This window comes from Sphingosinithalassobacter tenebrarum (assembly GCF_011057975.1).
Classification (GTDB): Bacteria; Pseudomonadota; Alphaproteobacteria; order Sphingomonadales; family Sphingomonadaceae; genus Sphingomonas; species Sphingomonas tenebrarum.
The window spans coordinates 3,454,757-3,467,163 of the sequence record NZ_CP049109.1 but is presented as its reverse complement, the minus strand read 5'-3'; the positions used below and the strand labels follow the sequence as shown (position 1 = coordinate 3,467,163).

Sequence of the window (12,407 nt, the reverse complement as noted above, 5' to 3'; positions counted from 1 at the left end):
TCGCTCACGGCCTCAGTGCAGCGTGGTGCTGGTGGTCACCGCCGGTCGCGGACGCTGTCCGGCGGCTGCGGGCATCTGGAAACGGTTCGCGGCGGAGGAAAGCATCTCCCCCTGCTCGCGCAGCAATTGCGCGGCGGCGGAGCTTTCCTCGACCATTGCGGCATTATGTTGCGTCGCGCGGTCCATGTCGCCGATGGCGCTGCTGATCTGGGTGATCACCACCGCCTGGGCGCGGTTCTCGTCGGCCATGCCCGAAATCAGCCTGTGCACTTCGGAAACTCGGTCTACGATCTGCGCCAGCGACCCGTCGACCTTGCTGACGGCGCCTACGGCTTCCTCGATATCGGCTTGAGTCACGCTCAGCTGGTCGCGGGCGTTCTTGGCTTCTTCCTCGGCGCGCATCGCGAGCGCCGAGACGAGATCGGCGACGACCGCGAAGCCGCGCCCTGCTTCGCCTGCGCGACCGGCCTCGACCGCCGCGTTCATGGCAAGGACGCGCGTCTGGAAGGCGATCTTGTCGAGTCCCTCGATCACGGCGTCGATGCCCTTGGCGCTTTCATGGACGCTGTTCATCTTGCGCACGGCATCGCTGGCGGTGCTGCGGCCGCTGTCGACCGAGGAAATCGCTTCGGAAGCGCGCGAAACGGTGCTGCCCGCCGATGCGGCGATGGCGCGAAGCCGGTCGTCGAGCTGCTGGATGGCCGCGGTGGTTTGCTCGAGGCTGGCGGCGTTGCTCTCGGTGCGGCGCGCCAGATCCTGGGAGGTCGCGGCGATTTCGCTCGATCCGTCGCGGATCGCCGCCGCACGTTCGAGCACCGATCCGATCAGTTCGCGCAGGCTGCCCAGCGTATCGTTGAAATGACCGCGCAGCGCCGCATAGGCCGGGGGCAGGTCGGCATCGAAATGCTGGGCGAGATTGCCCTGGGAAATGACCTGGAGCGTATCCGAAACCGTCGCGATGACATGTTCCAGCTCGGCCGACCGTGCTTCGCGTTCGGTATCGGCTGCCTTGGCCACTTCGGCACGGCGCGACTCTTCGACAGCGAGCGCTTCGAGCAATTGGACCAAGCGAAGCGTCAGCAACACCAGCGCCACCGTCTCGGCGATCAGAATGACGGCGTGCATCAGGATGCGCGGAAATCCGCCGCCGCCCAGAAATACCCATTCGGGCACGGCCATGCCGAGCAGCAGGTGATGCACCGCCACCACCGCGGCACCGGCGATGATCGCCTTCCAGTCGATCATTGTCGCCGCCATCGCCAGTGCGGCGAAGAAGATCATGTGAAGGTCGACTTGCCAGGCAGCGCCCCGGAAGACGTAGAGCAGCAGCGCCGGCTGCGCAGTGAAGGTGATCGTTGCGATCATCCGCGCCTGCGAATCGCATTTGCCGCGCAACGCCAGCATCACGGGATAGACGGGAAGCGCGAGCGCGAGCAGGATCGATGCGGCGTCCATCCGCCCCACGGCGAATTCGCCGATCACGCTTGCGAGCGCTACCAGGACGATCGCGATCGTCACCAGCCGCATACCGCTCATGCGCAGCCCTTCCAGGCTTACGTCGTTAAACAGGGACTTGTTCAAAACCTGCCTCGATTCCTGAGCACCCGACATATCGACCACCGAAAACCATGGTGCCGCTCGCCGCGGCGTTCGGGATTATTAGATTGCGCGTGCCCAGAACGTAGAGCGAGCCGTGAACCGGACCGGCGCCCAGGATGCGTGCTCCAGCAGCAGCCGCGACCCGGGCACTGGTTCCCTGCCCCGCGCCCACCGGCACGAGCAGCATTACGCCCCGTGAGGGCGGCGCGATTGCGATCAGCCCGACCCCGGCAAGCAAGGCAAGCTGAATCGTCCAGCCGCCAAGCCGTCCCAGTCGACTACCTCTGGTGCTCCAGAAAGCGCGCATACGCCATTATAGACGCAGCCAATCGAGAGCGCGGCGATGCTGCGGGAATGGGGGAAATTACGGACAGCGGGGCCGCGCCGGGCGGCCCGCTGTCACTCAATGGACGAAGCGCGCCACCACGTCGCGATAGCTGCGGCTCACTTTCACCTGCGCGCCCGAATCGAGCACCAGGAAACATTCGCCGTTGGTGTGCGGCTTGACCTGGCGAACCAGATCGAGGTTGACGATGGTCGAGCGGTGGACGCGCTGGAACCGGCGCGGATCGAGCCGCTTTTCGAGATCCTTCATCGTCTCGCGCAGGATCATCGTGTCCTGCCCGGTATAGATGCACATATAATCGCCGGCGGCATCGATCCGCTCGATCGTATCGACATCGACGCGGAAGATCTGGCCGCGATCCTTGATGTTGATCAGCTTCTCGTAGCGGCCGGCCGACGGCGCCTCGCCGGTCTCGGCATAGCCTTCGGCGGCATCGGGCGCGACTTCGGCAAGCACGCCCTTGAGCTTCTCGATCTCTTCCTGCCCGCGCTTGTCGGACAGGCGCTGGCGGACGCGTTCGAGCGTGTCGGCGAGCCGCGATTCCTCGACCGGCTTGAGCAGATAGTCGACTGCCTGCGCTTCGAACGCGCGGATCGCATGATCGGAATAGGCGGTTACGAACACCACCAGCGGCGGTTCGACTTCCATCAGCCCCTGGACGACCGAAAAGCCGTCGAAACCGGGCATCTGGATGTCGAGAAAGACGAGATCGGGCTTGTGCGTCTTGATCGATCGGATCGCTTCGCGGCCGTTCGAGCATTTGTCGACGATTTCGACGTCTTCATGGTCCTGCAGCCGCAGCTCCAGTCCCTGAATCGCCAGCGGTTCGTCATCTACCAATATCGTTCGGATGGTCATGCTGCCTCTCGTGCGGGTTCCTCGATCTGGAACGGGATTTCGATCTCAACGCTGAACCCCTTCCCTGGGTTCGATTTCGCTTCGAATCGATGGTCCGGCCCGTACGCCTGTGCGAGCCGTTCCCGTATGTTGGCGAGCCCCACGCCAGTCGATAAGGTCGGCCTCAGCCGCGTCTCCGTCAAGCCCGGCCCGGTATCGGTGACGGCGATATGCACGCGCTCCCCGGCGAGACGCGCCGAAACGGTGATGTCGGCGCCTTCCTCCTGTGGCGTGACGGCATATTTGATCGCGTTCTCGACCAGCGGCTGCAGCAGCAGCGAGGGCAGCCGTGCCTTGGCGACGCGCGGATCGATATCGAAATGGGGGCGCAGCCGGTCGTCGAACCGCATCTTCTCGATCTCGAGATAGAGTTTGAGCGTTTCGGTTTCCTGCGACAGCGTGACATGCGCCGTCGGTTCGTTGGCGAGTGTGTAGCGCAGGAAGGAGGAGAGGCGGGAAAGCATCACATTGGCGCGCTCGGTCTGTTTGAGCAGCACCAGGGTCGAGATCGAATTGAGCGTGTTGAACAGGAAATGCGGATTGAGCTGATAGCGCAGCATCGCCAGCTGCGCCGAACTCGCCTGGTTTTCGAGCAGCTTGAGCTGATCGGTCTGCGATTCGACGACCAGATAGAAATTGATCCCGAAATAGAGCGCGGACCAGCCGGCGAGGACGATGAAGTTGAGAAAGACATTGCCAAGCACCAGCCCCAGCGAAATGCCCGGCTCGGCGTCGCGGATCACCGACAGGGTGAAGGCATTGAGCACGGCATAGATGAGCGTCGCGAGGAGCAGCGTGGCGATGGTCAGCAAGATGCCCGAAATGCGCGGCAGGCGGCGGAAATAGCCGTAGAGCGTCGAAAGCAGCAGCGTCAGGCAATAGCCGATGATCGATTCGATCAGGACGCGGATCACGCCTTCGATCGCGAGGCCCGTATTCGAGATGTTGGAGACGATGCGCAGCAGCATGTAGCCGCTCCAGCCCACCGCCTGCAGCCGCCAGAAGGCGCGGCTCTTGTCCTCGAAAAAGGGCCGGGAAAAAATGGCAGGTTTCATCCAGGGCAAGATACGCCCCCAAGGCCCGTTCGTTGCATGCTGATCCGCTACTAGCATTGCCGCGCGTCTCCGCAAAAGGGTCAGGCGGGCACCTTGGTTCCGTTCACCTGGTAGCCGAAACGTAAAAGGCCGCCGCTCCGGTGGGAGCGGCGGCCCGTTACAGTCCTAGGAACCGAAGTTCTTAGAAGCCCGTGATGAGCGAGATGCTGGCCGCGCGGGGCGGGCCGATCTGCACATAGGGGCTGTCGTCGGTGAACGAACCGCCGAAGCCGCCCGTATAGACCGTGTCGAAGATGTTGGTGACGTTGAGCTGCAGATAGCTCTCACCAAGACCCAGCGACGCCAGCGAGTAGCGCAGGTCGATATCAACCAGCGTATAGCCGTCGGCGCGGACGTCGTTGACGTCGTTCAGCCAGCGCTTGCCGGTGTACTTGACCTGACCGCCGATCGAGAAGTCGCCCAGATCGGCCTGGACGCGGCTGCCGACGGTGAAGTTCGGCGAACCCGATTCTTCCTTGCCGCCGGTGGTGTAGTAGGCAAAGCCACCGCTGACATAGCAGATGCCGCGGGCGGTATCGCCCGAGCTGCACGACGTGCCGGCCTGGATGTCCTCGCCGATTTCCGAACCCAGATACGAACCGAAGACATAGAGCAGCAGTTCGGGGATCGGACGGATGGCGACGCTGGCGTCGACGCCGTACTTCTTCACCTTGTCCAGGTTGCGGTAGATCACTTCGTCGAGAAGCGGATCATAGGCAGTGGCCAGACGGTCGCGATACTGCGTGTACCAGCCGGCGAGCTGCGCCTGAACGTTGCCGCTCTGATAGCGGAAGCCCGCATCGAACGAGTCGGTCAGTTCCGGCGCCGGACGCGGATCGTTCGCGGCGGGGAAGTAGAGCGAGTTGTACAGCGGGTCGGTGCCCGGGACGGAGATGCCCTGGGTGAAGCTGGCGAACACGCTCATTTCCGGCGTGAAGCGGTAGGTGAAACCGACATTCGGAAGCAGCTTGTCGTACTTGTAGGTACGCTCCTGCGGGATGGCGGCGTTCGGGTTGTTCGCTTCATAGTTGGCGTCACGACCGCCGATGCAGTCGAGATAGCCGCTGGCGCTGGTGGTGTAGCAGCGCTGGTCGAGGTCACGCGTGAAGAACGGCGCACGCAGGCCCAGGACGAGCGTCAGCGAGTCTTCGAAGAAGCGGCCGCGATATTCGCCCGACACCTGATGAAGGGTCGCGAACGACTTGCGGTCACGCTTGTTGAGCACGAAGCCGTCCGAAGTGACGAGCGGATCGTTGACCGGGAAGACGTCGGCGATGTCACCGTTGGGCAGCGCGACCGAGGTCTGGCCGGTCTGACGGTGATAGGCGCGATCGAAGGTGTAGGACAGACGAACGCGATGCGCCGGGGTCAGGTCATAGGCCAGGTTGGCGATGACGCCGTAGCGACGGGTCTGCGTCTGGCTGGGATCGTGGCCGGTGACTTCGTCGAGCATGTCGCCGTCGCCGTTGAGGTCACGACCATAGTAATAACGGCCCGAAATGAAGCCGGTATACTGCTGGCCACCAATGGTACGGAAGCCTTCGAGAAGCTCCTCGTCACCGCCGCCATTGGCCTTCACATACTGGAAGCTCGGGTCGACGGTCAGGATCAGGCCGTCCGACAGCGTGAAGCGCGACGAACCGCGGATGTTGCCGGTGTTCGACGGATTGAAACGACGATCGAATTCGGCACCGCAATTGTTGTCGACATCGGCCACGCCGGCGGTCGGCAGATCGACCGTGCAGGGATAGTCGATTTCGTAGAAACGATCTTCGCGGTCATAGTCCTTGACAGCGTTGTAAGACTGCGAACCGAAGAAGTTGTTGCGGTTTTCGTTATAGTGACCCGAAACCGAAACGAAGTCGCCGTTCGCGCCGATTTCCTGATAGATACGGCCGTTGAACTGCTTCTTTTCGACTTCACCGTAGTTGTTGAACGGATTTTCGTACGTGGTGTACGAAGCCGAGAACCACGCCTTGGTGCCCATGCCGGTCAGATCGCCGGTATCGACCATGCCGAACGCACGGAAATACGGACGCTCCCACGACGAACCCTTGGCGACGATGTTGCCGTAGCTGAAGCTCGACATGATGCCGAAATCGTCGCTGGGGACGCGGGTACGGATGTTGATCGTGCCGCCGACGGCCGATGCGGTCGGGCTGTCAACATCGGTCGAGCCGAGGTTCACATTGACCATTTCGATCGTTTCGGGGTCCATCTGCTGGTTGGTGTACAGCGCGTAGTTACCCGAGTCGTTGAGCGGAATGCCGTCAACCGTCTGCGAGATGCGCGAGCTGTCGAAGCCGCGGATGGTGAACGAGCCGCCCGACGAACCCCAGGGGTCGTTGTTCTGGAAGCTGACACCCGGCGACAGGTTGACGATGTCGTTGACCGTCTGACCGGGACGCTGGCGCTGGATGACTTCCTGCGTCAGAACCGTCTTCGCCTTGGGCGTGTCGGGGATCTCGACCCCGCCGACGGAAGTGTCCTGTTCACCGGTGACGACGATTTCTTCGCCGAATTCGATCGAGCCGGTCGACTGCGCGAAGGCAGCGCCCGGGATCATGAGCGCAGCGGAGGCTACGCCAAGAAGAAGCTTGTTGCGCATATATTCCCCTTTTCGGAACACGGAATGGTCTCACGTGCGGCTTGTCGCCGTCTCCGATCGCCCTTGAGCGCACTGGATGACAGTTTCGTTGCAAGCAACGGGCAGAATCGCCGCGATCGTGAAAGCGTCGTGCTGCGTTGCAAAAAAGTCTCACTGACCAGCGGCGACGATCCTTGCCCATTCGGCTTCGTCGATGACGCTAATCCCCAGATCCTGCGCCTTTTTCAACTTCGATCCGGCTCCCGGCCCGGCGATCACCATGTCGGTCTTGGCCGATACGGATCCGGCAACGCGAGCACCCAGAGCCTCCGCCTGGGCCTTCGCTTCGTCGCGACTCAGCGTCTCGAGCGTGCCGGTGAACACCAGAGTCTTGCCCGAAACCGGCGACTCGCGCGTTTCATGGACGACGTCGGCGGGCGTCACCTGTTCGAGCAGGTCGGCGACGGCATCGTCATTGTGCGGCTCGCCGAAGAAATCGAACAGGGCACGCGCCACTTCGGGGCCGACGCCGGCGGTTTCGACGATCGCCGCCAGTTCCTTGCCGACGCGTTCGGCGAACTTGGCGTCGGTTTCGCCCAGCGCCGGCGTCATGTCGCTTCGCTTCGCCAGCCCGCGATCGATCATCTCCCGAAACGCCGTCCAGCTCGTCCAGCGGCGCGCCAGGTCGCGCGCGGTGATTTCGCCGACATGCCGGATGCCCAGCGCGAAGAGGAATCGGTCGAGCGGCGGATCGCGGCGCGCATCGATCGCGGCAATCATATTGTCGGCGCTGGTTTCCGCCCAGCGCTCGCGCTCGAGCAGGTCCTCGCGGCCGATGCGGAAAATGTCGGCGGGGGTGGTGATCAGCCCGTCGCGAAAGAAGCTCTCGATATGGACGACGCCCAGACCTTCGATATCGAGCGCGTGGCGCGACACGAAATGGCGCAGCCGTTCGACGCGCTGGGCAGGACAGATCAGGCCGCCCGAACAGCGATAATCGACTTCATCGGGTTCGCGTTCGGCCGCCGAGCCGCATTCGGGGCACTCGGTCGGAAAGCGCCATGCCTCGCGCTCCGCCTCGGGCGTGAGATTCTCGACGATCTGCGGAATCACGTCCCCGGCGCGCTGCACCACTACCCGGTCGCCCGGCCGCACACCCAGCCGCTCGATCTCGTCGGCATTGTGCAGCGTGGCGTTGGTCACGACGACGCCGCCCACCGTCACCGGCTCGAGCCGCGCGACGGGCGTCAGCTTGCCGGTGCGGCCCACCTGGATGTCGATTTTCTCGAGCGTCGTCTGCGCCTTTTCGGCGGGGAATTTGTGCGCGATCGCCCAGCGCGGCGCGCGCCCGACGCTGCCCAGCCGCTCCTGCCAGTCGAGCCGGTCGATCTTGTAGACGACGCCGTCGATGTCGAAGGGCAGGTCGGCGCGCCGTGCCTCGATGCGGCGATATTGTTCCAGCGCCGCGGCAAGATCCACCGGACCGACGAACATATCGGACACCGGAAAGCCCAGCTTTTCGATCGCCGCGATCACGTGAGTCTGATGCTCGCCGGGCAGACTGCTCACCTCGCCCCAGCCCCAGGCGAGGAAACGCAGCGGGCGCGACGCCGTCACCGATGCGTCCTTCTGGCGTAGCGAACCGGCGGCGGCATTGCGCGGATTGGCGAACTGCCGCGCCTTTTCGGGGTCGGCCGCCTCTTCGCGCAGCCGCCGGTTGAGCGCGGCGAAATCCTGCTTGGCCATATAGACTTCGCCGCGCACTTCGAACACGTCGGGCGTGCCGATCACGCCTTCGGGCAGGCGACCGGGAATGTCGGCGATGGTACGGACATTTTCGGTCACGTCCTCGCCCACCCGACCGTCGCCCCGCGTCAGCGCCTGGACCAGCACGCCCTTTTCATAGCGCAGCGAGCAGGAAAGCCCGTCGATCTTCGGTTCGGCGGTCAGCGGCACGTCCGCATCGTCGGCCAGCGCCAGGAACCGGCGCACGCGGCCCAGAAAATCTGCGATGTCCGCGTCGGAAAAGCCGTTGTTCAGGCTGAACATCGGCAGCGCATGCGCGACTTCGGACAAATGCCCCGATGGCGCGGCGCCCACCTGGCGCGACGGCGAATCGTCGCGGATCAGGTGCGGGAAGGCGGCTTCGATCTCGCCGTTGCGCCGCACGAGCGCATCGAATTCGGCATCGCTGATCTCGGGCGCATCCTGGGTATGATAGCGCCGGTTGTGATGCGCGATGGTTTCGGCGAGCCGGGCAAGCTCGGCGGCGGCTTCTTCGTCGGTGCGCGGCAGCGATTCCATGCGTTTCGCGTAGATCGGCCTTGCGCATCGGGCAAGCGATGCTGCGAACTCCGGCCGCGAACATGGTTAAAAAATCGTGCCGAATCGATGCGATGCCGGGCGTGCAATGGCTTGAGGCGGGGCGATGCGGCGGCTACACGATGCGCCGGGAGGAATTTTCCGTCGTGTCCAATCAGGCGCCGATGCCGCGCCGCTATGAAGCCACCATCGAAAGAGCCGGCTGGTCGCTTGCCGCAGGCAGCGCCCTGGGCGGTCTGATCGTGCTCGGTCTGGTTCTGCGCGGTGGACAATATGATCCGCTTGCGCTCGCCGCCGCCTGGGCGTTGGGATCGGTGCTGATGGGGCTCGGCATCACCGCCGTTGCAGGGCCGCTATGGCTCGTCATGCATGTCGCCGGCTGGCGCAGGCCGCGCCATGCGGCGATCGTCGGCGCGATTGCTTCGCTTGCGATCTTCGTCGGCGCGCAGACCTATGGCTTCGGCTTGCTCGATATGCCGCCTACCGACAATCGCGCCTTGCTCTATCGCTGGCTCAGCGCGACCGCGACCAGCGGCGTGATCGCAGTGGCGGCCGCGCTGATCGGCCTGGTCATGTGGCGGATCGCCTATCGCCGCCAGCAATAGGCGGCGCGGTGAAGGCGGCCCGGATCATTCCGGGCAGTCGCCGATCCGCTTCTTGGTGATGTGCATTTCCATGCCGATCAGGCCGCCGTCGATCGCGCCCATGCGCGTCTGCGATTCGAGCGTGACGTCCGACGATTCGGGGCCGGACGTACCGGTGATCGTGCCGGTCACTTCGTCCTGCTGCGGCGTGCTGCAATGAAAGGCAACGTCCATTTCGCCGCCCGACATGTTCAGCCGGTCGTAGGTGCAGCTGCCGCCCGAGCTGATCATCGCGTCGAGCCCGCCCTTGGCCGCCTGTTCCTTGTCGAAGCACTGGCGCGAGGTGAGGTCGCCCAGCTGACGCGTGTTCTGTTCGATCGCCTGGCGCATATTGTCGGGCACGCCGATCACGGTCAGCGACGTGATCTCGGTCTTCTGCTCCCACAGGCCCGGCAGCATCGGGTTGTTCTGCTGCGCCGCTTCGGTCGCCTGTTCGGAAGAGGCGTTCGCCATCGCGACATTGCCCGGAGTCGCATTCACAGCTTCCTCCTGCGCGGGTTCGCCGCCATTGCATGCCGCAAGCATCACCAGTGCCGTGGTTGCCAGCAAATGCCTCATCACAAAAACTCCTTCGATCCCATTCGCAAAGCCCCCTGAAGCTTCCGCCGCCGAAATTCAACGGCGAAGCTTTGCGCGCGCGACGGATCGCCCCATATCCCCGGCATGGCCATTCAGATCCGTACCACGCTCGACGAGCCGGAAACCGGCGAAAGCTTCGTACCCCATCGCCCGAACCGCCCCGAAAAGGCCGAGGGCGGGCGCAAGTTCAAGCTGGTGTCGGAATATGAACCTTCGGGCGATCAGCGCCAGGCGATTCCCGAACTGGTCGAACAGGCGCTGGCGGGCGAGCGCGACCAGGTGCTGCTCGGCGTCACCGGATCGGGCAAGACCTTCACGATGGCCAAGGTGGTCGAGGCGCTGCAGCGCCCCGCCTTGGTGCTTGCCCCGAACAAGATCCTCGCCGCGCAGCTGTACGGCGAGTTCAAGAGCTTCTTCCCCGAGAACGCCGTCGAATATTTCGTCAGCTATTACGACTATTACCAGCCCGAGGCGTACGTCCCGCGCACCGATACGTATATCGAGAAGGAAAGCTCGATCAACGAAGCGATCGACCGGATGCGCCACTCGGCCACCCGCGCGCTGCTGGAACGCGACGACGTCCTGATCGTCGCGTCGGTATCGTGCCTGTACGGTATCGGCTCGGTCGAAACCTATTCGGCGATGATCTTCGACTTGAAGAAGGGCGATGTGCAGGATCAGCGCGAGATCATCCGCAAGCTGGTCGCGCTCCAGTATAAGCGCAACGACGCGGCCTTCACGCGCGGCACCTTTCGCGTGCGCGGCGACAATCTGGAGATTTTCCCTTCGCACTATGAGGACACCGCCTGGCGCGTCTCCTTCTTCGGCGATGATATCGAGGAGATCACCGAATTCGATCCGCTGACCGGCAAGAAAGTCGCGAGCCTCGACCGCATTCGCGTCTATGCCAATTCGCACCACGTCACGCCGGGGCCCACGCTCAAACAGGCGATGGAGGCGATACGCTTCGAACTCGCCGAGCGGCTGAAGGAACTGGAGAGCGAGGGACGGCTGCTCGAAGCGCAGCGGCTCGAACAGCGCACCAATTTCGACCTCGAGATGATCGCCGCGACGGGAAGCTGCGCGGGGATCGAGAATTACAGCCGCTTCCTCACCGGACGCATGCCGGGCGAACCGCCGCCCACGCTCTTCGAATATCTCCCCGAAAACGCGCTGCTGTTCGTTGACGAAAGCCACCAGACGGTGCCGCAGATCGGCGCGATGGCGCGCGGCGACCATCGCCGCAAGATCACGCTCGCCGAACATGGCTTCCGCCTGCCGAGCTGCATCGACAATCGCCCGCTGCGCTTCAACGAATGGGATGCGATGCGCCCGCAGACGGTGAGCGTTTCGGCGACGCCCGGGAACTGGGAAATGGAGCAGACCGGTGGCGTCTTCGTCGAACAGGTGATCCGCCCGACCGGGCTGGTCGATCCGCCCGTCGAGATCAAGCCGGTCGAGGAACAGGTGCAGGACCTGATCCAGGAGTGCAAGGCGACTGCGGAGAAGGGCTATCGCACGCTCGTCACCACGCTCACCAAGCGGATGGCCGAGGACCTGACCGAATATATGCACGAAGCGGGGATCAAGGTCCGCTACATGCACAGCGACGTCGAGACGCTGGAGCGCATCGAGCTGATCCGCGACCTGCGGATGGGCGTCTATGACGTGCTGATCGGCATCAACCTGCTGCGCGAAGGGCTCGACATCCCCGAATGCGGGCTGGTCGCGATCCTCGACGCGGACAAGGAGGGTTTCCTGCGCTCCGAAACCTCGCTCGTCCAGACGATCGGCCGCGCCGCGCGCAATGTCGATGGGCGCGTCATCCTCTATGCCGATCGCATGACCGGCAGCATGGAACGCGCGCTGAACGAAACCGGCCGGCGCCGCGAAAAGCAGCTCGCCTATAACGCCGAACACGGCATCACCCCCGAAACCGTGCGCAAGAATATCGGCGATATCATCGCCCATGTGTCGAGCAAGGATCAGGTGACCGTCGAGATCGAGGCCGATCGCCCGCACATGGTCGGCCACAATCTGCGCGCTTATATCGAGGAACTCGAAAAGAAGATGCGCGACGCCGCCGCGAACCTGGAGTTCGAGGAAGCCGGCCGCCTGCGCGACCAGATCCGGTCGCTGGAGAATGAGGAACTCGGCCTGCCCGCCGAGGACCATAAGGCGCCGGTGATGGGGCGCAGCAACGAGGGCAAGCCGGGAACGCGCAAGATGCGGTACGGGAAGACGCAGAAGAAATTCGGGGGTGGCAGTCGGCGGTAAAGGCCGAGGCCACCAACATCCGCAAAACCGTCATGCCGGACTTGTTCCGGCATCCACCGTGC

At 63.7% G+C, this 12,407-nt stretch carries 9 protein-coding genes; 2 read left to right on the top strand and 7 right to left on the bottom strand.

Translation table 11 applies throughout. From position 1 onward, the window contains the following. Positions 1–12 precede the first annotated feature (12 nt). The 6 genes from G5C33_RS17205 to ligA all read right to left on the bottom strand — a co-directional run bounded on the left by G5C33_RS17205 (position 13) and on the right by ligA (position 8,827). Positions 13–1,536: a methyl-accepting chemotaxis protein gene (locus tag G5C33_RS17205; RefSeq protein WP_228275113.1), complete on the bottom strand. Its 1,524-nt coding sequence runs from the start codon at positions 1,534–1,536 to the stop codon at positions 13–15. Positions 1,537–1,561: 25 nt separating this feature from the next. Further along, complete coding sequence (locus G5C33_RS17200) at positions 1,562–1,906, bottom strand: hypothetical protein (protein WP_165325333.1); 345 nt, start codon at positions 1,904–1,906, stop codon at positions 1,562–1,564. A 96-nt stretch (positions 1,907–2,002) separates the two neighbouring features. After that, positions 2,003–2,803 carry a LytR/AlgR family response regulator transcription factor gene (locus G5C33_RS17195; RefSeq protein WP_165328265.1) on the bottom strand — a complete coding sequence of 267 codons (801 nt, stop codon included), beginning with the start codon at positions 2,801–2,803 and terminating at the stop codon, positions 2,003–2,005. Further along, entirely contained in the window at positions 2,800–3,897 is a 1,098-nt protein-coding gene (locus tag G5C33_RS17190) for a sensor histidine kinase (protein ID WP_165328264.1), read from the bottom strand. The genes G5C33_RS17195 and G5C33_RS17190 overlap by 4 nt, the downstream gene beginning before the upstream one ends. A 181-nt stretch (positions 3,898–4,078) precedes the next feature. Next, positions 4,079–6,544 carry a TonB-dependent receptor gene (locus tag G5C33_RS17185; RefSeq protein ID WP_165328263.1) on the bottom strand — a complete coding sequence of 822 codons (2,466 nt, stop codon included), beginning with the start codon at positions 6,542–6,544 and terminating at the stop codon, positions 4,079–4,081. A 150-nt stretch (positions 6,545–6,694) separates the two neighbouring features. Next, the gene (gene ligA / locus G5C33_RS17180) at positions 6,695–8,827 is read right to left on the bottom strand and encodes an NAD-dependent DNA ligase LigA (protein WP_165328262.1); all 2,133 of its coding nucleotides are present in this window, start codon (positions 8,825–8,827) and stop codon (positions 6,695–6,697) included. A gap of 38 nt (positions 8,828–8,865) precedes the next feature. Here ligA and G5C33_RS17175 point away from each other — a divergent pair, with 38 nt between their 5' ends. Continuing rightward, positions 8,866–9,450 carry a hypothetical protein gene (locus G5C33_RS17175; RefSeq protein WP_165328261.1) on the top strand — a complete coding sequence of 195 codons (585 nt, stop codon included), beginning with the start codon at positions 8,866–8,868 and terminating at the stop codon, positions 9,448–9,450. A 24-nt stretch (positions 9,451–9,474) separates the two neighbouring features. Here the strand turns inward: G5C33_RS17175 and G5C33_RS17170 are convergent, their stop codons facing one another. Further along, on the bottom strand, positions 9,475–10,047 hold the full coding sequence (locus G5C33_RS17170; RefSeq protein ID WP_165328260.1) for a DUF3617 domain-containing protein: 573 nt from the start codon (positions 10,045–10,047) through the stop codon (positions 9,475–9,477). 105 nt (positions 10,048–10,152) lie between these two features. Here G5C33_RS17170 and uvrB point away from each other — a divergent pair, with 105 nt between their 5' ends. After that, positions 10,153–12,345 (top strand): excinuclease ABC subunit UvrB, encoded by a 2,193-nt coding sequence (gene uvrB / locus G5C33_RS17165; protein ID WP_165328259.1) that lies wholly within the window; start codon positions 10,153–10,155, stop codon positions 12,343–12,345. Positions 12,346–12,407 lie beyond the last annotated feature (62 nt).